16 protein-coding genes and 1 other annotated feature are annotated in these 22166 nt (G+C 45.0%); of the genes, 10 read left to right on the forward strand and 6 right to left on the reverse strand.

Annotation, left to right across the window (positions count from 1 at the left end):
* The first annotated feature begins 121 nt into the window (after positions 1–121).
* Entirely contained in the window at positions 122–925 is an 804-nt protein-coding gene (gene hisJ / locus QNI08_RS01680; protein ID WP_285765688.1) for a histidinol-phosphatase HisJ, read from the forward strand.
* Positions 926–927: 2 nt separating this feature from the next.
* On the opposite strand, the gene refZ is transcribed toward hisJ, so the two are convergent.
* Positions 928–1572, reverse strand: a complete 645-nt coding sequence (refZ, locus tag QNI08_RS01685) for a forespore capture DNA-binding protein RefZ (protein ID WP_285765689.1) — start codon at positions 1570–1572, stop codon at positions 928–930.
* A 154-nt stretch (positions 1573–1726) separates the two neighbouring features.
* Here refZ and QNI08_RS01690 point away from each other — a divergent pair, with 154 nt between their 5' ends.
* Positions 1727–2206 (forward strand): GAF domain-containing protein, encoded by a 480-nt coding sequence (locus QNI08_RS01690; RefSeq protein ID WP_285765690.1) that lies wholly within the window; start codon positions 1727–1729, stop codon positions 2204–2206.
* A 37-nt stretch (positions 2207–2243) separates the two neighbouring features.
* On the opposite strand, the gene QNI08_RS01695 is transcribed toward QNI08_RS01690, so the two are convergent.
* Positions 2244–4121 (reverse strand): sensor domain-containing diguanylate cyclase, encoded by a 1878-nt coding sequence (locus tag QNI08_RS01695; RefSeq protein ID WP_285765691.1) that lies wholly within the window; start codon positions 4119–4121, stop codon positions 2244–2246.
* A 505-nt stretch (positions 4122–4626) separates the two neighbouring features.
* Between QNI08_RS01695 and rpsD the strand changes: the two genes are divergently transcribed.
* The 3 genes from rpsD to QNI08_RS01710 all read left to right on the forward strand — a co-directional run bounded on the left by rpsD (position 4627) and on the right by QNI08_RS01710 (position 6741).
* Entirely contained in the window at positions 4627–5229 is a 603-nt protein-coding gene (rpsD, locus tag QNI08_RS01700) for a 30S ribosomal protein S4 (RefSeq protein ID WP_285765692.1), read from the forward strand.
* A gap of 365 nt (positions 5230–5594) precedes the next feature.
* Positions 5595–6446, forward strand: a complete 852-nt coding sequence (locus QNI08_RS01705; RefSeq protein ID WP_285765693.1) for a hypothetical protein — start codon at positions 5595–5597, stop codon at positions 6444–6446.
* Positions 6447–6468: 22 nt separating this feature from the next.
* Positions 6469–6741, forward strand: coding sequence for a hypothetical protein (locus QNI08_RS01710; protein ID WP_285765694.1), 273 nt, complete (start codon positions 6469–6471; stop codon positions 6739–6741).
* Between the two features lie 672 nt (positions 6742–7413).
* Here QNI08_RS01710 and tyrS read toward each other — a convergent pair.
* Positions 7414–8670, reverse strand: coding sequence for a tyrosine--tRNA ligase (tyrS, locus tag QNI08_RS01715; RefSeq protein ID WP_285765695.1), 1257 nt, complete (start codon positions 8668–8670; stop codon positions 7414–7416).
* Positions 8671–8725: 55 nt separating this feature from the next.
* Positions 8726–8942, reverse strand: a binding site (T-box leader).
* Between the two features lie 149 nt (positions 8943–9091).
* On the opposite strand from tyrS, the gene QNI08_RS01720 reads away from it, so the two are divergent.
* The gene (locus QNI08_RS01720) at positions 9092–12094 is read left to right on the forward strand and encodes a transglycosylase domain-containing protein (protein WP_285765696.1); all 3003 of its coding nucleotides are present in this window, start codon (positions 9092–9094) and stop codon (positions 12092–12094) included.
* Between the two features lie 115 nt (positions 12095–12209).
* Here the strand turns inward: QNI08_RS01720 and acsA are convergent, their stop codons facing one another.
* Positions 12210–13928, reverse strand: a complete 1719-nt coding sequence (acsA, locus tag QNI08_RS01725) for an acetate--CoA ligase (protein WP_285765697.1) — start codon at positions 13926–13928, stop codon at positions 12210–12212.
* Positions 13929–14261: 333 nt separating this feature from the next.
* On the opposite strand from acsA, the gene QNI08_RS01730 reads away from it, so the two are divergent.
* The 3 genes from QNI08_RS01730 to QNI08_RS01740 are packed head-to-tail and all read left to right on the forward strand — an operon-like array spanning position 14262 to position 16745.
* Positions 14262–14894 carry a GNAT family N-acetyltransferase gene (locus QNI08_RS01730; protein ID WP_285765698.1) on the forward strand — a complete coding sequence of 211 codons (633 nt, stop codon included), beginning with the start codon at positions 14262–14264 and terminating at the stop codon, positions 14892–14894.
* 26 nt (positions 14895–14920) lie between these two features.
* On the forward strand, positions 14921–15571 hold the full coding sequence (locus tag QNI08_RS01735) for an acetoin utilization AcuB family protein (RefSeq protein WP_285765699.1): 651 nt from the start codon (positions 14921–14923) through the stop codon (positions 15569–15571).
* The gene (locus QNI08_RS01740; protein ID WP_285765700.1) at positions 15564–16745 is read left to right on the forward strand and encodes an acetoin utilization protein AcuC; all 1182 of its coding nucleotides are present in this window, start codon (positions 15564–15566) and stop codon (positions 16743–16745) included. Before QNI08_RS01735 ends, QNI08_RS01740 begins: the two co-directional genes overlap by 8 nt.
* Before the next feature lie 376 nt (positions 16746–17121).
* On the opposite strand, the gene ccpA is transcribed toward QNI08_RS01740, so the two are convergent.
* Positions 17122–18126, reverse strand: coding sequence for a catabolite control protein A (ccpA, locus tag QNI08_RS01745; RefSeq protein ID WP_285765701.1), 1005 nt, complete (start codon positions 18124–18126; stop codon positions 17122–17124).
* A gap of 381 nt (positions 18127–18507) precedes the next feature.
* Entirely contained in the window at positions 18508–19584 is a 1077-nt protein-coding gene (locus QNI08_RS01750; RefSeq protein WP_285765702.1) for a bifunctional 3-deoxy-7-phosphoheptulonate synthase/chorismate mutase, read from the reverse strand.
* A 236-nt stretch (positions 19585–19820) separates the two neighbouring features.
* On the opposite strand from QNI08_RS01750, the gene QNI08_RS01755 reads away from it, so the two are divergent.
* On the forward strand, positions 19821–21959 hold the full coding sequence (locus tag QNI08_RS01755) for a cell division FtsA domain-containing protein (RefSeq protein ID WP_285765703.1): 2139 nt from the start codon (positions 19821–19823) through the stop codon (positions 21957–21959).
* The last annotated feature ends 207 nt before the right edge of the window (positions 21960–22166 follow it).

Here is a 22166-nt window from a genome sequence, read left to right on the forward strand (position 1 = left end):
AATTTTTAAAATGTTAAATTTAATGCTTTTATGATACCATGTTAGCAATAATTTTTGATGAGAAAAATGATTTTTTTGTAGAAAATTGCTACAAATACCTGTTTTTTGGGAGGGAATGACCATGAAAGCTGATAGTCATGTGCATACTCCGTTTTGCCCTCACGGCTCTGCGGATACTTTCGATGATTATATCAGGCGGGGGATCGAGCTGGGATTAAAGGAAATCACCTTTACGGAACACGCTCCCTTGCCACGGGACTTTCAAGACCCGACACCTGAAAAGGACAGTGGCATGGACGCTGCCCTGCTCCTCGATTACTTTCAGGAGCTGCGCGTATTGAAAGAACGCCATAAAGACAAAATCTTGATCAAAACAGGACTGGAAGTCGACTTTATCGAGGGCCATGAGAGAGCTACAAAGGAGTTCCTCAATGAAATCGGGGAGTTCCTTGATGACAGCATCCTTTCCGTCCACTTCATCAAGATCAAAAACACTTGGCACTGCATGGATTACAGTGCAGACGAGTTCAGTCAAATCGCTAAAAGACTGGGATCCGTCGAGGCGCTATATGCCAAATATTATGATACAGTAGAAAAATCAATTGAAGCTGATTTAGGCATATATAAGCCGAAACGGATCGGACATATCACCCTTGTCCATAAATTCCAGCAGCGTCATCCATCCGCATTGAATTTTGACGAGCGTGTATACAGGGTGCTGGATTTGATCAAGAAAGAAAATTATCAACTCGATTACAATGGTGCCGGTCTCGCTAAACCGCTTTGCGGGGAACCGTATCCGCCAGAACGGTTTGCCAGACGTGCCACGGAGCTCGGCATTCCGCTTGTTTATGGCTCAGATGCCCATCAGGCCAAAGATTTGGGGCAGGGATACCGGGCTTTGATTTCAGGGTTCAACGGATAACTTCAGGCCCTTCCCGCCAACTGTGGCTCAAGGTCCCTTGCAATGAAAAGGGTATCCTGCAGGAACCTCCCGACTTCATTCGCATAGATATTCGTGTAATAAGCCTCCTGCGGGAACACATGAAGCACATCCATCGCATAATGGGTATGAAGGACAGGAGCCGTAAGGAGGCCCTTCAGCTGCAGCAGATACATCGGGATTGAGACCGAGTGGAAGCTCCTGTTCTTGATCCCTTGTTCCAAAATATATTGAAAATAAGACTTTTCCTTTGTAAAATAAGTCGAATGAATTTCCCGGTTTAAATTGGAATCCAATGAAGATTCCCCATATATGAATCGCGCAGCCAGGAAGTTTTCCCTCTGGAAGGCGAGAATGCCTTTCACCAGGTCCAGCAGGCATTGCTGCGGTCCATTAAGGTCGAGAAGGGTCATGTTGGTCTCAAGGACCAGGATATAGTCTTCTAAATAGGAAGTGAAACAGAACTCCAGCAGTCCCTGTTTGTTTTTGAAATAGTAGGCAATATTGGCAGCATTCACCTTCGCTTTATTGGCAATATCCCGGATCGAGGTCGCGTGGTAACCTTTCAAATGAAATAAATGCAAGGCAGCTTCGACAATGGCTTGTTTCGTTGGCGTTTGGCGATTCATTCTGGCAATCCCTCGCTTTCTTTGAGACAAGTCTTGTGGACTATTTCTGCAAGAATGAGGCTGAATCCTTTAGTTAGTTCTCGACAATTTACCAACAATCAAGCAACATGGCTACAATGTGCTGTAAAAATATGCGGAAGACAGGTGAACGCTTTTGTTTAATGTCGAAATGTATCAAGGAAAAAAAGAAAAAAACTATGAACTGGTCCAAAAACAACTTACTGCCCTGATTGAAGATGAAACGAACCGCATTGCCAACCTAAGCAATGCGGCAGCCTTACTGAATCAGTTTCTTGATGAAATCAATTGGGTAGGCTTCTATCTATACGAGGAAGACCAATTGATCTTAGGCCCATTTCAAGGGCTTCCGGCATGTGTCCGCATCCCAATGGGCAGGGGCGTATGCGGGACATCGGCTGCCACCAGAAAAACATTGCGCATCGAGGACGTCCATCAATTCCCTGGACATATCGCCTGCGATGCAGCATCGCGATCTGAAATAGTCATACCTCTCATGCAGGAGGGCCATTTGATCGGTGTGCTTGATATCGACAGCCCGATCACGGACAGATTTGACGAAATCGATCAACAAGGACTCGAAAAGTTCGCTGAGATCCTCTCTAGGCATTTATAATATGAAAGGGAGCGGCCCATACAAGCTGCTCCCTTTTTCATTGCAGGATTCCATGAACATGCACCCGATCCTTGCCTGAATTCTTTGCGCTATATAATGCCTCATCGGCCCTTTTGACGACCTCCTTCACACTATCCGGCCGTCCTTTCCCCCAATGAGTGACGCCAACCGAGATCGTCACACCGGGATTGGAAATATCCCTCACTTTATCCTTCAGCCGTTCGGCAATCCTAATCCCCGTTTCCAAAGGTTCACGAGGCAAGTAAATGGCAAGCTCTTCCCCGCCCCACCTTGCCCCAATATCATGATCACGAATGTTATGCTTGAGAAGGTTCGCCACCTGGATGAGGATTTCATCGCCAACCTGATGGCCGTATGTATCATTTATGGTTTTGAAATTGTCGATATCGATCATGATGAATGTCCCCCCTTCATCCTCTTCGATGGACCTGGACATTCTTTCATCAAGGAAACCTCTTGAATGCAGCTGTGTCAGATGATCGGTGATGACCATTTTTTCAAGTTCTTCCCGCAGCATCGAATTGGCCATCGCCATGCCGGAGTGATGGATGAGGGATCGTAACAACTTGAACATATCGAACGAAAAGAAATAAGCCTCCGTATGGAGGATGACGGCGAAGCCCTTGCCTTCATCGCCTTCCAACATCGGTACGGCCATCAAGGAAAGATAACGTATCCCCTCATCCTGGCAATGCACCCTTAGATCACCGATGAAAAGCGATTCCTTTTCCTGACCGAGCCTATCGATCAGGAATGAGACATAAAGACCCACTTCCCCTGAATCGAAAAAATCCGAGCTGCCCGAGAGGAAAGTCCACCGGTCATCCCTGTCAAGCATCATAAAGCCAACTTCCTCCGCGCGAAAGGATTCCATGATCTGCCTTTTCATATATTCCATCGTTTCATCCAGACGCAGATTGGAATTCAAATGGTGGGATATTTCGTTTATGAGCTGCAGGTCCGCAACAAGCCGTTTCGATTGTTGATAAAGCTGGGCATTCTCCAGGGCACTTCCGGCCGTATTGGCAAGCAAGGATATAAACTCGATTTCCTGCTTCGGGAAAGTCAGGGTTTTAGGGGCGATGATCTGAAGCACCCCATAGACCCCCTGTTTCCCCTTTAACGGTGCATATAAAATGGATTGATTTTCGGATGGCTGATCCTCGAACTCCATGTTGCCAGATACGTAGGCTTGCAAAGCAGCCACATTATCACTATTGTATTCAAGTTCCTTTATGGGCAAATTGGCATGACCATCATGATCATGCGAAAGCAACAGGAAATAATCGAATGTCGGATACACCGTATGTAACGTGGCGATGATCTCCCCCAATACAGCATCCCTGCTCATCGAGGAATGGAACTTTTCCGTAACCTTGAAAAGTTGTTTATATCGCCTTTCATCGTCCGATATTTTTGAAATGGATATAGCGGTTTTCAAGATGGTCGTGAATTCGTTCGCAAAGATGGCGCCTTCTTCCATCGACAGGCTGGAAAGGACGCTGTCTTCCCTTTCTTTAAATGCCGTCACGCCAATCACTTTCCCATTATCCCAAAGGGGAATGACGACATGGATATCGAGGACCCCCGCTTGCATGCGGACCATCAAGTCCCCATCACCAACTTGATTTCGCCATATCTTTTCCATGTACTCCTGAACGGGGGCTTCCATGATGTAGTCGTGAAGGCTTCCGGTCGAGGCTTCTTTATAGAATTGCTGTTTCCACTCATCAAATATAAAGAACGTAACCTCTTCCATCGCCAGCAATTCCTTTGAATCCAATAAAAAGGTCTCCAGGAATGTTTCGTCGTGAAGTTCACCTTGTCTAGTTTGCATGTGCTGAAAGAAGAGCATCCTTAATTGATTTAACATCTGAGCTGTTTTATTCTTCATCTTTATCATCCCTATATTACAGCCTATTTTTTTGAAAGAACCTGAGATATCATCATATCCGAAAGTTGAATTGAAGCAAAGAACCCGGGATCGGATGGTACATGTAGCATATGATGAGGGCTCCCTATGAAACGATGACGCCCTTAAGTTATGTTTGTTTACTCATTATTTCATTATAACGGTCACAACGAAAAAATCCTCCCTAATAATTGTATTTTTTTAATATATTGTATTTTCACCTTACTTCAATACAGTTCGACATTCCATCAATTAATCGCCGACTTCCCTTGACTCATTGTGCAGAATATTATACAATACTCCTTGTGTAAAATATTGCAGCCTATGTGACAGCTTTTATGTTCTCATTTTGTTCCTCCATTCAGAGGTGTATCTCGTAACTCTCTGCTGCTAGGGCGAAGGTACATGAAAACAAAATGGTCATGATCGTCCATTCACACGGTTTTTATTTTACCAAAATAAAAACATTTAAAGGAGGAGTCATCCTATGGCTCGTTATACTGGCCCAAGCTGGAAACTATCCCGTCGTTTAGGAATTTCCCTAACAGGTACTGGTAAAGAATTAGAAAAACGCCCTTATGCTCCAGGACAACACGGTCCTAACCAACGCAGAAAAATTTCTGAATACGGTATGCAACTACAAGAGAAACAAAAACTTCGTCACATGTACGGAATCACTGAACGTCAATTCCGCACAATGTTCGACCGCGCTGGCAAACTAAAAGGTGTTCATGGTGAAAACTTCATGGTTCTTCTTGAATCACGTCTTGATAACCTAGTTTACCGTCTTGGTTTAGCTCGTACACGCCGTCAAGCACGTCAACTTGTTAACCACGGCCACATCATTGTAGACGGACGTCGCGTAGACATCCCATCTTACAAAGTGTCCCTTGGACAAACAATCGCAGTTCGCGAAAAATCACGCAACTTCTCAATCATCAAAGAATCAGTTGAAGCAACTAACTTCGTACCTGATTTCCTTACATTTGATGCTGAGAAATTAGAAGGTACTTTCACTCGTTTACCAGAACGTTCTGAATTGCCTGCTGAAATTAACGAAGCGCTTATCGTTGAGTTCTACTCTCGTTAATTCTTTGTTAACAGCCATTTTAAAACCCGTGGAAACATTGATTTCAATGTTTTCACGGGTTTTTTCTTTTGCTCCTGATCTGTGAAATGAAATCTTTTTTTACGTTCTCTTGATGGGAAGACGTTTTTTTTGATAATAAAAGTGCATTCTTAAAAGAACAAACAAAAGACGCAGATCGGTCACATTGCATTCAAGGAGATTACTACGAAATTGAAGAATGGAGTAAACATCTATAAAGGCGCATTCTCTTATTTTAGGGATTGTGAATTAATAAACAGGTAAATAATTTAAAAAAAGTATAATATAGGTAAATTAAAGTTGAAATGATATCCTTTTATAGTACAATAGATATAGGGTTAGGTATATTGTCTTTGTTTTTTTACATATTTTCAAAAAAAGGGGGACTATTATATATTAAACACCTAGTTTTATTAGAATATTTTTGTGCTTTTAGCTATACTTACAAACATATGAAAGTAGGAGATCATATCAAAAAGCTACATTCTTTTCTAGCTCTCTTTTCCGTATTTATTGTATTCACATTCACCCCTGTAAATGTAAGCTTTGCAGAAGAAAGCTCAATTGATAAAGATCTAATTGAAATTGGAGATTTTGTAGATGATACTGAAGACAATTCTCATTTGGTTGAGGGAGTAGACTACGATATTGAGACAGAAACAATTTATTTCGATGATATTGTAGATTACGATCTAAGGAGTAACATAGTTTACACTAATAATAATGAGAATTTACAAGATTCAACAAATCAAAATCGGGTTGTAGGTCGTGCTCTAGTAATGCCTGGACCATTATATAAGACAACTGATAATAAATTTATATCAGAAACAGTAGGAACGAAAACCTTATGGAAAACTAGTGGCCAACCTGGTATTAATATAGGTTTAGGCTTCTCTAAATCTACAACAGCTACCGTTTCACAAACTTATGGTGCATCATATAGCAATCTTTCTGCTAATTTGAACTTCACTATAGGGAAATCTTATTCGGTTTCTTCCACAGGAAGCTATTTAGTACCAAAAAAACACAACGGAAAAGCTGTTTCCAAAGCAGAAGTATCAGGTCATCCAATTTATAGAAAATACTCTATGAAGGTAAGCAAAAGAAATGATATTTACTTCCGTTACGATTATAAAGGCGTAGCTTATGCTTACAAACCAATTGGTGTTGATGTAAAATATAAGCATTATTACAAATAATAAAAGAATTGGTGATTCTATTTTGAGTAATCCTAAAAGTACAGCCAAATTATTGATAGTATATAATGCCATTTCTCTAGGGATTATTCTATTAATTCAATTATCAGCCCCTTCAATTGGGAAAGCTTTATTGAATTCGAAGATAGAATTCACAAATGAAGATGCAGCCTATTGGGTTGCAAGATCTATTGAAGTAGATACTGTGCAAGGTTTTTGCCTATTGTTTGGTTTATTAAACATTAGTTTAATTGCAGTTGCACTCAATCATTTACTTAGAGGAAAAAACGCGTTATAAAAGTCGTACTGCCCTGTAGATGTTAGACACCAAACTAACAATTACAGGGTGTTTTTATATGTTCTAAGACGTTAGACATAAATCTTCAATCATTATAAATTTTTTGAATGTAGGACCAAGGGAAAAGTGATTATAAGGAAAGCGCAGAATTGAAAATTAAATCGTACTCTTTAGATAAGCAGGTGTTGTCACTTCCTAAAATAGCTACATCTGCTTTTTTCTTATTGGCCTTTTGAAATTTAAACATGCTAATTGAGCCGATAAAAGCTATGCTTTGTTTACCTCCCTTTTAAAAACCTCATTGTTTCTCCCCCACCTTTTTTAAAAAAATTCTTTATGATCCGATTAAATTAACCAAAGGATAGATAAATGGATGAAATGATTAACCGGCACAATCGCATTGGCTGTTTCTTTTATCCTGTTTTTTTGTATGGTTTACAGGCTGATCCTTCTATTAAATACACTGCAACTTTTTATACGTTTCCCGCACTCCTATTTTTTATAGCGTTATTTTGTTTTGTATCATTGATGGTAAAAAACAACAAAGATTGACCAACCCCGATTGTCCATCCACTATCATGTTTATTCTAGCCCACTCTCACAAATCATTGGTTTTTTGTTTTGTTCTTACATAATAAAGCCCGGCTGTCACTAAGCCGGGCTTCCCTACACTTATTTCACTAATGTATATTTCTTCTTGCCGCGGCGAACGAGGATGAATTCTCCTTCGATCTTGGCCGCTTCCGTCACGACATACTGCAGATCGGTCACTTTCTCTCCATTGATGGAAATGGCTCCGTTTTGGATATCTTCACGGGCCTGACGCTTGGATGGGGAGATTTTCGCTTCGACGATCAACTCGACCAATCCGATGTCTTCCTTGCTGTCACGTACGAAGCTAGGGACATCCTTAAAGCCCAATTTGATTTCCGCTGCAGTTAAATTCTTCACTTCACCGCTGAATAGTGCGGCAGAGATTTTGATGGCTTGATCAAGAGCATCCTGACCATGGATCAGACGGGTCATTTCTTCGCCCAACGCTTTTTGCGCTTTGCGCAAATGTGGTTCGGACTGTACGGATTGCTCTAGCTCTTCAATCGCCTCGCGAGATAGGAATGTAAAGAATTTCAAGTATTTCACGACATCTGCATCAGCTGTATTAATCCAGAACTGGTAAAATTCGTACGGGGTCGTCTTTTCCGGGTCAAGCCAGATCGCTCCGCCTTCCGTTTTACCAAATTTCGTCCCATCCGCTTTCGTTACGAGCGGAATCGTCATACCGTATGCCTTTGCTTCCTCTTCATTCGATTTCCGAATCACTTCGAGGCCTGTCGTAATATTACCCCACTGGTCACTTCCGCCAATTTGTAATTTGCAGTTGTAATTGCTGTATAAATGTCCGAAATCAATTCCTTGTAAAAGCGTATACGTGAATTCAGTAAAGGAAATCCCCGTTTCCAAGCGTGAAGCAACTGTATCTTTTGCCAAAATGTAGTTAATGCCAATGTATTTTCCATAATCACGCAAGAAGGTGACGAGATCGATTTTTCCCAACCAGTCATAGTTATTGACCATGACTGCTCCATTTTCGCCGTCAAAATCAAAGATATGTGATAGCTGCCCTTTTATGCAGTCGGCATTATAAAGCACTTTTTCCAGCGTTTGCAGCTGGCGTTCCTCTTTTTTACCACTCGGATCACCGATAAGTCCAGTCGCGCCACCAACTAGCACAAGAGGACGATGGCCATGCTTTTGGAAACGGCGCAATGTCAAGAAAGGCAGTAGATGGCCGATGTGCATACTATCGGCAGTTGGATCTACACCGCAGTATAAAGAAATTTTCTCTTTTTCCAAAAGGTCCTTAAAACCCGCTTGATCTGTTTGTTGATAAATAATCCCTCTCCATTCGAGGTCTTTAAGCAATTCCATGTAATATTCCTCCTCCATCTTTAAAAAGAACACAAAAACGCCCCTTCATAAAATATGAAGGGACGAATGAATTCGCGGTACCACCCAACTTGAGGACAGCATGCGTCCTCCGCTCGAAACGAATAACGGTCGTCAACCGTTCACCGCTACTGATCATTTCACGGCAAATGCTCCAGGAAGTAATTCATCATACCATTTGTACCGATTTGCACTAACCACCGGCTCTCTAAAACAGGGACAGTCTGACTACTGGGTCCTATCATCGCGATATTTCCATCATTTAATTGTTGGTAATAACTTTTTATCATACATAAGATTGCTTGTCAACATCCCCCTTACAGATTCTAGAAAAATAAGAAAGATGCCCTTTCGCCTCCTGGTTATATGCTATAATATATGTGATTTCAGGGGGTATGATACGATGAATAATAATCAAAAAGATAGATTGCGAACGGCATGGAAGCAGCTGACCCGTTTTTTCGGAAATGAAAAGACACACAAAAATGCGCGGGTCACCTACCAGGTCATTTGGAATTTAACGCTGATCCTCATTATTGTCGGGATTCTAGGATTCTCATTCGCCGGCGGCGTTGGAGCCGGCTATTTCGCTGCCCTCGTCAAAGATGAGCCGGTACGCTCAAAAGAAGATCTGAAAAAAGACATCTACAATTATGAAGAGACCTCCGAAGTATACTTTGCCAATGATGTATATTTGGGCAAGCTCAAGAGCGATCTCGAGCGTGAAGAAGTGTCAATCGATAAGGTTTCCAAGCATCTTCAAAATGCGGTCATCGCAACGGAAGATGAATATTTTTACGAACATGACGGGGTTGTCCCGAAGGCGATCCTGCGCGCCGTTTACCAGGAATTCTCCAATGCATCCGTCCAATCGGGAGGAAGCACATTAACACAGCAGCTCATCAAAAACCAGGTGCTGACAAACGAAGTGTCGTTTGATCGGAAGGCAAAGGAAATCCTGCTTGCACTACGGGTGGAGAAGTTCTTTGAAAAGAAGGAAATCCTGGAAACGTACTTAAACGTCTCCACTTTGGGAAGAAATTCTTCCGGCCGGAACATCGCTGGTGTGGAATCGGCTGCAGAAGGGATTTTTGGCGTGGAGGCCAAAGACCTGAGCCTGCCCCAATCCGCGTTCATCGCTGGATTGCCGCAAAGCCCATTCGGTTATACACCATATACGCAGCAAGGTAAATTGAAAGAAAATCAGCAGCCCGGCATCAACCGGATGAAAACCGTATTAAAGCGGATGTATAGTAACGGGTACATAACGAAGGATGAGTATGAAAAAGCAACAGCATACGACATAACCAAAGACTTTATCGGTAAATCAGAGCTGCCATCGGAGAAGTATCCATGGCTCACTTATGAAATTGAAAAACGCTCGATTGAAATCCTTTCTGTCAATCTAGCAAAAGAAGATGGATATGAAGAAAAGGACTTAGAGGATGATGATTTAAAAGCGCAATATGTAGCACTTGCCGATCGTAAGCTTCGACAAAATGGCTATAAGATTTATACGACCGTCAACAAAAAGATCTTTGACAAAATGCAGGAAGTAACGAAAAACTATCCGAACTTCGGATACGAAAAACCGACGCAAATCGTCGACCCCGATACGAAGGAAACGAAAACCGTGAGCCAGCCTGTTGAGGCCGGAGCGATTCTTATCGAGAATAAAACGGGAAAAATCATCAGTTTCGTAGGCGGCCGCGATTTCAAGCGGGAACAGACGAACCACGCCACCGCGTCATTGCGCTCAAACGGTTCAACGATGAAGCCATTGCTTGTATATGGTCCAGGCATCGAACTCGGCAAGATCTCGCCTGGCAGCGTATCGGCGAACGTGCCGATTTCCATTGGAAGTTGGAGTCCAGGAAACTATGGCGGCGGCAGCTATACGGGCGTATCGACTGCGCGCGAGGCCCTGAAGAAGTCCTACAATATCCCGGCAGCGATCTTTTACAAAAAGATCATCAACCTGAGACCTGCTTCGTATTTGGAGAAAATGGGCTTCTCCACCGTCACGAAAAACGATTACTACAACCTGTCCATGTCATTGGGTGCCATGGACAGAGGTGTAACCGTTGAAGAAAACGTCAATGCGTTTGGCACTTTTGCCAACTCAGGGGAATTCATCGATGCTTATATGATCGATAAAATCGTTTCGAAGGATGGCAAGGTCATCTATCAGCACAAAGTGAAACCAGTGGATGTATTCTCTCCGCAAGCCGCTTACCTGACGCTTGATATGATGCGCGATGTCGTAAACAGCGGGACGGCGGCCTCGGTCAGGAACCGCCTGGCCTTCTCCAGCGATTGGGCCGGTAAAACCGGTACTTCGCAAAATTATTGGGATGCCTGGTTCGTAGCCACCAATCCGAATGTATCGTTCGGGACATGGATCGGATATGACAAGCCGAAATCCTTGCAGGGCACCTATAACGGACTGGAATACAATAAACGGAATATGTATTATTGGGCGGATTTGATCAACGCGGCCTACAAGGTCGAACCGAAACTCATCGATCCCGATAAACGATTCCAAATGCCTGGCGGAATCGTCAGCCGTTCCTTCTGCGGCGTGTCCGGCCTGTTGCCTTCAAGCTCATGCCAAAAGGCCGGTCTTGTCAAATCGGATTTATTCATCGCCAAGTATGCACCATCCAAGGCAGATAATAGTTTCATAGACGGACAATATGTTTCCGTCGGCAGCAAGCGCTACGCCGCCCTTCCGCAAACACCTGGCGAATTCACGAGCGGCGGGTTCATGCTTAACCCGGATTCGTTTGCAGATATCGGGTTGCAATATGTGCTTGACCCTGGAGCCATCATTCCTGGCGGCGAAAAAGCGGGGGAAGTCGTCGCGACGAAAGCGAAATTGAATGATAACGGCAAAGCGCCCGATCCCCTTTCCATCACCATGAGTAACGATCGAATTACGTGGGGTCTGCATCCTGAAGGGGATGTCGTCGGCTATCGCGTCTATAAGGATGGCAAAAAAGTGGCGAGCATCAATGCGGGGGCAGAGCTTGCTTACAAAGTCGGCGCAGGCGGCTCCTATTATGTAACGGCTGTCGACATAGTCGGAAAAGAATCGTCTCCATCGCAGCATGTCGAAAGCGGTGCTAAAAAGAAAGACGCCAAAGAAGATTCAACCAAAAATAAGGAAGATAACAGAAAAGAACAAACTACAAACGAAGATAAAAAGACGGAAGCAAAAGAAGAAAATCGCACCTCAGATAAAGACAAAGACAAAGACAACGATACTGCTAAACAACAAGAAAAAGATCAAGTTCAAGACAAAGATAAAGATGCAGGTAAAGAAGATACAGGTACCGACAAGAATAAAGACACGGTCAATGATAAAGACAAGGAAGCTACTAACGCGGAAGAAGAGGAAGAATGATACGCTTCCTCCTATAAAAGGGGCTGGCGGGGTAAAACCGCCAGCCTTCCTTTTATCCAATAAAACGAAAAAAGGCATCCATGTTCTGAACATGGATGCCTTTTTCCATTCATAATCAATCCTCCATCGATGATAGATCGCCAGTCGGCAAGTCAAGTTCCCAGGCTTTTAAGACGCGGCGCATGATTTTACCGCTTCTCGTTTTTGGAAGCTTGTCCCTGAACTCAATTTCACGCGGTGCAGCGTGCGCAGCAAGACCGTGCTTTACGAATTGCCGAATTTCCTCAATTAATGCATCATTTGCATCGTATCCGTCACGAAGGGCGATAAACGCCTTGATGATTTCCCCGCGAACTGGATCAGGCTTTCCGATCACTCCCGCTTCAGCTACGGCCGGATGCTCGACCAGCTTGCTTTCCACCTCGAATGGCCCCACGCGCTCCCCTGCCGTCATGATCACATCATCCACCCGGCCTTGGAACCAAAAATACCCCTCTTCATCCATATAAGCGGAATCCCCGGAAACATACCAATCACCAGGCATGAAGTATGATTCATATTTCGCTTCATTGTTCCAGACCGTCTTCATCATGGATGGCCAGCCTTTCTTGATGGCCAAATTCCCCATGCGGTGCGGAGGCAGCTCATTGCCTCGATCATCCACGATCGCCGCTTTCACCCCAGGTATCGGTTTCCCCATGGAGCCCGGCTTGATTTCCAGGCAAGGATAATTACAGATGACCTGAGCGCCCGTCTCCGTCATCCACCAAGTATCATGGATGCGATGGTTGAAAACCTTCATCCCCCAGCGGACCACCTCCGGATTCAATGGCTCGCCGACACTCAAAATGTGGCGGAGGGAACTCAAATCGAATCGTTTGACGATTTCGTCACCCGCCCCCATCAGCATCCTGAAGGCAGTCGGTGCACTGTACCAAACCGTGACACCAAAGTCCTGCAGCGTTTTGTACCAGGACTCAGGCTTGAACCGCCCGCCTACAATGACGTTCGAGGTCCCTGTAAGCCACGGTCCGAAAATGCCGTAAGACGTCCCTGTCACCCATCCAGGATCGGCTGTGCACCAATACACGTCCTCCTCCTGAAGATCCAGGACCCACTTGGCGGTTTGGTAATGCTGGACCATCGCATTGTGAACGTGCAGCACACCTTTAGGCTTTCCTGTGGAACCGGATGTATAGTGAAGGATCAAACCGTCATTCCGATCGACCCATTCAATGTCGAATTTGCTGTCGGCTTCTTTTACCTTTTTATTGAAATGGTGATATTTACCTTCTTCTTTTATATGGTCCCCCACCAGGAAAATATGTTTCAAATGGGGCAATTCATTGACCGGGACGCGCGTCAGAAGCTCCGGGGTCGTAACAAGGACACTTGCTTCACTATCTTCGAGACGATCCCTGACCGCCCCTTCCATGAAGGCCTCGAACAGCGGTCCGACCACCGCTCCCGTTTTAATCGCCCCAAGCAAGGCAAAGTAAAGCTCCGGGGAGCGCGGCATGAAGATGAAGACACGATCTCCTTTTTCGACATGGGCTATGTCCTTGAATACATTGGCCGCTTGGTTCGTATAGTCTTTCATTTCCTTGAATGTATATTTTTCCTTTCTTTTATCGTCTTTATAATAAAGGGCTATTTTGTTTTTTCTGTATGTTTCGGCATGGCGGTCAATGGCTTCATATGCCAAATTCACCTTACCGGTTTCGGACCAGGAGAATTCCTTTTCCGCCTCGGACCAGTCAAACCCCTTGTATGTTTCATCGTAATTCTTTAGATTGAATGTACCTTCCACTACTGGTAACGCTTTCAGATTCATGTGACAAACTCCCCCTTTTTTCGGCTCTATATGTTCATTATAGTATAAAAATATAATTATCTCAATTTTTAAAATACTACCATTTCCATAAAAAGGTAAGTTTAATACGGATAAGGATTGCTATCACCAGTACTATATTGTTGCTAGGAAGACAGGTATAATGATGCTAACAGGGAAAGGCGCTGTAACAAAAGATGGACAAGCGCCTTGAACTTTCTGAATTGACCTATGTATAATTTAAGGTATACTTCCATTTGCCCGGTTTTCAAGCATCACGCCTTATCCTTCGAAACGAAGAGTATAAGAGTACTATTTTACAAGGATGGTGAAAGAATGGAATATAACAAGACCTTTTATGCCAAGGAACTCCAGACACTGAAGGGAACTCTCATCATCGAGGGACCTTTGGACGGGGAACGAATGTCGGCGTATGAATTTCACGAAGACTTGGTCGCCTTTCGTCCGCCTGCCTTGCAGCATAAAGCGTTAATAGAGATTGCCGACTTGCCCGAGGGAAGGATTTTCATCGCGCGCGAACAAGAAACCATCGTTGGTTATGTCACCTATTTATATCCGGATCCATTGGAAAGATGGTCGGAAATCGAAATGAAGGACCTGATCGAGCTGGGGGCAATCGAGGTCATCCCTGAATACCGGGGTTCCTCCGTCGGAAAGAACTTGATCCGCCTTTCGATGGAGGACGATTCGGTGGAGGACTTCATCATCATCACGACTGAATACTATTGGCACTGGGACTTAAAAGGAACTGGCCTTAATATTTGGGAGTACCGCAAGATCATGGAAAAAATGATGAGCTCCGGAGGCCTGGTCTACTTTGCAACGGATGATCCCGAAATCAGTTCACACCCGGCGAACTGCCTGATGGCCCGCATCGGCAAGAGGGTGCCGCCGGAATCCATCGAGAAATTCGATCAGCTGCGTTTTATGAATCGGTTCATGTATTGAAGAGGTGAAGCAGAGGAGGAAGGAAAATGATCGTTGAAAAAATAATGAATCAGGACATAATCACCCTCACTCCAGCGGATACAATCCAGAGCGCTGTCGTGATCATCAAGGAAAAACGAATACGCCACATTCCCATTGTCGATGACGGCTTCCAGCTCGTCGGATTGGTCAGTGACCGCGATATACGAGATGCTGCGCCTTCGATATTCAACACCGAGGAATTCAAAAATGATTTTCAAAAGCCGCTCTCAAGCATCATGAAAACGGATATCATCACAGGGCACCCACTCGATTTCGTGGAAGAAATCGGGGCTGTATTTTGTGAAAACGACATCAGCTGCCTCCCGATTGTCAAGGAAGGGAAATTAGTCGGCATCATAACCGGTTCTGACTTGCTTCAATCCTTCGTTGAATTGACAGGTGTCAACCAGCCTGGCTCCCAAATCGAAATCAGAATCCCGGATAAGGCAGGAACCCTTCACGATATTGCGCACATTTTCAAACGGCGCAATTCCAATATCCTGAGTACCCTTGTTTATCCCGAAAAAGACGAAACCGATTATAAGATCTTGGTCATCCGTGTCCAGACGATGAATCCATTCATGGTGGTGGATGATTTGAAACAAGAAGGTTATACCGTTTTATGGCCGAGTTTACCGGGGACTTCCCATGAATGATACATCCCTTTTCGTCTACTCGGAGGAACTGCTTGCCTATAAATTCAATGATGAGCACCCATTCAATCAAAAGCGCCTAACCCTTACGCTTGATTTACTGAAAAAACACCATGCCATTCGCGATGATCAAATCATCAGGCCAAGAATGGCCACGGATGAAGAATTGGGGCTGATTCATGACCGGGATTATGTAAACGCAGTCAAATTGGCTGGGGAGGGAAAGCTTCCCGCGGAAAAAGCCTTGAATTACGGCCTGGGGACTGAGGATACTCCGATATTCCCGAAGATGCATGAAGCGAGCGCCTTGCTTGTAGGCGGCACCTTGACCGCCGTGGACGCCGTCATGACCGGAAAGTCGCTGCATGCACTCAATCTTGGCGGAGGCCTGCACCACGGCTTTCGCGGCAAAGCCTCGGGGTTTTGCATTTATAATGATAGCTCGGTCGCAATCAAGTATTTACAAAAAAAATATGGGGCACGTGTTCTGTATGTCGATACGGACGCCCATCACGGCGACGGAGTCCAATGGTCATTTTACGATGATCCGGATGTATGCACACTATCCATCCATGAAACGGGCCGCTACTTATTTCCCGGCACTGGCACCATTAACGAAAGGGGCCAAGGTGAAGGCTACGGCTTCTCCTTCAACATCCCTGTCGATGCATTCACTGAGGATGACTCCTGGCTCGATTGCTATGAAGCCGCCTTTCGGGAGGTCATCGAATTTTTCAAACCGGATGTCATTTTAACGCAAAACGGAGCCGACTCCCATTATTACGATCCGCTCACCCATTTATCCGCAACAATGAAGATTTACCGGGAGATACCAAGGATTGCCCATGAATTGGCCCATAAGTATTGCAATGGTCGCTGGATTGCCGTCGGCGGCGGCGGCTATGATATATGGCGTGTCGTCCCGAGGGCTTGGTCGAGGATATGGCTTGAAATGACCGATCATGATCTATCGGGTCCCCTTTCAAAAGAATGGCGTGATAGCTGGCAACCAGAATCCCCCGTACCGCTGCCGCAGGAATGGGAGGATATGGAAGATATATACGAGCCTATCCCAAGAAAGCCTGAAATTACCGAAAAAAATGCCTTGACGCTTGAAAAGGCGCTCTACCCCATCCGGTCTTCCAGGCAAACATCAACAAGCAAAGAACATAGCTAACGAAAGGGGGGTGGAAGGTAACTTTCCGAACCCCTTTTTAGCTTTGCATTACTGACCATTTCCTCGTCCAATCCCCCTCTTGCTAAGTTTCTGCTGATCACCCTTACTATACGCTGTGAAAAAATGAACAAGTTGCATTAATGTTCGAGGATGATTTTTTGGTCACGATAGCCCCCAAATCCAGTTTCAAACCGGTTGGACATTCACAGAATTCTCCCTTCACTTTTACGCAAAGTGGAGGGCAACGGAAGGCTTGACACTCCTGCGGGAATTACGGTCAATGGGGAGAGAGTGCAGGCGCTCGGAATTACTCTAGTTTGTTCATGTATATTCTGTCAAATAAAAAAAGAGCGCCCTGCAGGACACTCTCTTACGCTTATTTCGTTGATTGACGTGCCTCGATCCGATGGGGCAGGATCACTTTTTCGAGACCTTCCTCCACTTGCTCCTTGTTCATCAGCTTCGTCAAAAGCCTCATCGCAACCGCCCCAATATCATATAAAGGCTGAACGATCGTCGTGATTTGCGGACGCACCATTAAAGTCAATCGAGTATTGTCAAAGCTGATCACTTCAAAGTCGTCCGGCACATTGTACCCTTTATCTTGGGCGGCGTGGACGATCCCAAGCGCCATTTCATCAGCGCCAACGATGAATGCCGTAGGTTTCTCCCCGGCTTCGAGGAACTTTTCAAAGGACTCAATGCCTGAATCATATGTATAATCGCCTTCGACAACATAACGTTCATCAAATGGAAGGCCTGCTTCCTTCAGTCCCCGCTTGTAGCCGGCCAATTTCTTTTCATCGATCAACGCCGAAAGGTTTCCGCTTACAAAAGCGATATGCTTATGTCCTTTTTGAGCGAAAAATGTAACTGCATCGAATGCTGCCGCCTCATAATCGATATTTACGGATGGAACCTGCCCGCTTTCATCGACTGAACCGGCAAGGACAATAGGAACCGGGGAATTCGTAAACTCCTTGACATGTTCATCGGTTATGTTACCGCCCATGAAGACGATGCCGTCCACTTGTTTTCCAAGCATCGTATTCAACAAATGGAATTCCTTATCTATATTCTCATCGGAACTGCTCAAAATGATATTGTATTTATACATGGTCGCTATGTCTTCAATCCCTCTTGCCAATTCCGCAAAAAAGATGCTGGAGATATCCGGTATGATGACCCCCACTGTAGTCGTTTTCTTGCTGGCGAGACCCCTAGCTACTGCATTCGGACGGTAGCCCAACCTCTCGATTACATCCGATACTTTCTTTCTTGTAGCCGGCTTTACATTAGGATTCCCGTTAACTACGCGGGAAACGGTGGCCATGGAAACATTCGCTTCACGCGCCACATCATAAATGGTTATATTATTCATTCATCCATTCCTCCATTTCTTTCATTTTTCCCATAAAAGACACGAATTATTTCGCAAAAAAATCTTTTATATGTTTTTCCTCTATAAGGAAGATTATATTAGGAACGATCTGCCTAAGAAAAATGCAATTCCCCTTCTTCTCAGCCAAAGATTCAATACTCTTTTCAAGTATAAAAGTTCACATAGATATCACTTTATGTATGACCAATCTTCCGAACAGTTCTCATTCTTGTTACTTATCATACGATAGTCGAATCTTTCCTGCAATCCAATAGTGCTCATTTCCGTATTTTTTCTGCAAAAACAAGTATTTTACCATTAAAAATAGCCCTTGCCTAGAAGGTAAGGGCCGTAAGTAGATCATGTAAAGAGTTTCTATGCTTATACAGTTACCCAGTTCAAACGTTTAATTTCTTCGTAAAATTCATCAAATTGCTTGAAGTCCATTTGCTGTGCAGAATCCGATAATGCTACGGATGGATCCGGATGAACTTCCGCCATGACACCGTCAGCACCAATGGCAAGCGCCGCCTTAGCAGTCGGAAGCAATAGATCGCGGCGACCCGTTGAATGCGTCACATCCACCATGACCGGTAAATGGGTTTCTTGCTTCAAGATCGGCACGGCAGAGATATCAAGCGTATTCCTTGTGGCTTTCTCATAAGTGCGGATACCGCGCTCACAAAGGATGATGTTGCCGTTGCCTTGCGACATGATGTACTCGGCGGCATGGATGAACTCCTCGATCGTTGCAGCCAGTCCACGTTTTAATAACACTGGCTTATTAACGGCACCAGCCGCTTTTAACAAGTCGAAGTTCTGCATGTTACGTGCACCGATTTGAATGACGTCAATATGGTCGATCGCCGCTTCGATATCGTTGGCACTCACGATTTCGCTGATGACGGCCAAGCCGTATTCATCTGCAACACGTTTAAGGATTTGCAGGCCTTCTAAGCCAAGTCCTTGGAAATCATAAGGAGATGTACGTGGCTTAAAGGCTCCGCCGCGCATTAATTTCAGCCCTTTAGCTTTAATGACTTCAGCCACCGCTGCCGTTTGTTCATACGATTCAACGGCACAAGGTCCGAAGACGAAGCTAGGAATCCCATTTCCGACCAGTTCGCCCTTAATGTCAATGATCGTATCGTCAGGCTTTTGCTTTCTGGATACAAGAAGTGTTTTCTTCTGATCGTCTTTTTGCAGCTCCAAGCCCAATTTGAAGATTTCTTTAAAAATATGTTTAATCGAACCAAGATCAAGCGGTCCTTGGTGATTCGCTTCGATAAGATCAAGCATTGTTCTTTCGCGGACCGGATCGTAACGGTTTACACCTTGTTTTTCTTTGACTCGTCCGATTTCCTGTACAAGTTCAGCACGTTGATTAATAAGATGTAATAACTGAAGGTTCACATCATCCAGTTGATTACGAAGACCATCAAGCTCTTTGTTGCTCATTACAAATCCATCCCTTCGTTTTTTAAAATGAAAACCGGCTTAGCGACCACACCCGAAATCCTTTCTGAATCCCCGATTGGCCAACCCGATTATAATATCAATGAAAATTTTAGAATATTTCATGTATAATTAACTCAATTATAAAGCATGCATTCCTAAATGTCACGAATTTTTTCTTTATTAATTAAACGCTTTTAAGCATTAAAGTTATAAATTTATAAAAGAAGGTGTTACCCATGCAGGAAAAACTGTTTGCATTAGATATTGGAACACGATCCGTTGTAGGAATTATATTGGAAAAAGAGCAGGAATGCTATAAAATCGTCGATATTTTATCCAAGGAACATTCCGAGAGGGCGATGCTTGATGGCCAGATCCACGATGTCCTCGCGGTCTCCAAAATTATAGCCCAGATAAAGAAGCGATTGGAGGAAACTCACGGACCATTAAAAAAGGTATCCGTAGCCGCTGCAGGACGTGCGTTAAAAACCGAACGGGCGGAAATGACGATCAAGATCGGCGGGAAGCCCCTGTTGACGCGTGAGGATGTCCTCCATCTTGAGTTCGGCGCAGTCCAGGAAGCGCAGTCCATCGTCGCGAAGCAAAATAACTCCCAATCCACCTATTATTGTGTAGGATATTCCGTTCTATACTATCATCTTGATGGGCAGGAATTAGGTAGCCTGCTTGACCAGAGCGGTGATGAAGCATCGGTTGAGATCATCGCGACCTTCCTGCCAAAGGTTGTCGTGGAATCGTTGCTGGCAGCCTTGAAAAGAGCCGATCTGGAAATGCAGGCCCTGACGCTGGAACCAATTGCGGCCATCAATGTTCTCATACCGGCATCCATGAGGCGCCTGAACGTCGCCTTGGTCGACATCGGTGCCGGGACCTCCGATATTGCCCTCACGGATTCAGGAACGGTCATTGCGTATGGGATGGTGCCGATTGCCGGGGATGAAATCACCGAAGCGATCAGCGACCACCTCCTCCTTGATTTCCCGCATGCCGAACAGGCAAAGCGGGATTTGACGAATCAGGAACAGATACAGGTTACCGATATCCTCGGCTTTGCCACTGACATATCCAGTGCGGAAATCTTTGATGCGATCCACCCCGCACTGGATCGCTTGGCCGAGAGCATCAGCTCTGAGATTCTTTCCTTAAATAACGCTAAAGCACCAAAGGCAGTCATGCTGGTCGGCGGAGGCAGCCAAACGCCCGAGCTGCCTCGCCTTTTGGCTCAAAAACTGAACTTGCCCGAGAATAGGGTAGCGATTCGGGGCATCGATGCCATCCAGAATCTCGAGATTTCCGATATGATCCAAAAGGGGCCGGAACTTGTGACTCCAATCGGAATTGCCATAGCGGCAGATCAAAACCCGATCCAATATATTAGCGTTACCGTTGATGGCCGTCCCATCCGCCTATTCGATATGGAACGGACAAACGTCGGGGATTGCCTGCTTACTGCCGGGATCCGGGTGAGTTCCCTATATGGAAAGCCGGGAATGGCCAAAATCGTCCATATCAACGGACACCAGATCACGCTTCCGGGCCAGCAAGGGGAGAAATCGCGCATCACATTAAATGGCTTCGAAGCCTCCTTGGACACGGAAGTGAGGAATGCAGATATCATCACGACGACTAAAGGAGCTGACGGCGCCTCTCCCGATACGGCAATACGTGATTTGCTTGACGGCCAAATGAACAAAACGGTTACGGTGAATGGAAGCAAGCATACCATTTCCGCCGTCATCCTCAGGAATGGCGCACCGGTAACAGGCGATGAACGTATCGAGGACCATGACCAAATCGTCTGCCGCATGGAGGAAACGATTCAAGGATTGCTTAAAGCGACCAAACCGGAACTGCTTACCTCTCTTCAACCCTTTTCGTTTCAGCTGAATGGACAAGACACGCGAATTCGCACATTAACAGGCAGGATCACTAAAAATGGACTCGAAACGAAATCAGCCTACTCGTTCGAGGAAGGCGATGAAATTGTCATCAAGCCGAGCGATCCTCCTACATTAGGGCATATATGCAACGAATTGAAGATCCAGCAGTCATGCTCGATACCGATTTTCTTCGAGGATGAAAAAATCATCCTCTCGCAAAAACTGGCCGAGTTCCGCCGAGGCGGAGTGCTTATGGATGAGAATGAGAAGATTTTTGCCGGAGACTCTCTGACCTTAAGCCAACAAAAGCCTGAGCCGTTCATTTTTCAGGATCTATTCCGCCATATCGATATTGATATCCCGGCCCAGGGCAATTCCCGCTTCGTCCTCATCAAAAATGATCAAGAAACGACCTTTCACGAAACGATTTCCCCCGGAGATCGCTTGAACATCCATTGGCCGGCCACCGTATAGTGCCAGCATGATGAAAAATTGGACGGCAAAATGAAATGTACCCTAGAGGCTGGACCATCCTCTAGGGTACTTTGTTTATTATCATAAATACGGGCGAGTGTCCTGAATATGATCGCTCCTTTTCACGATGTGTACTCGATTTGTGCGGGCCGCCTCTGCGGAGGATGAAGGATTCGGTAACGCGATAACAACGGAATGGCGGCAATC

It is taken from the genome of Peribacillus folii, from assembly GCF_030271255.1.
GTDB lineage: Bacteria > Bacillota > Bacilli > Bacillales > DSM-1321 > Peribacillus.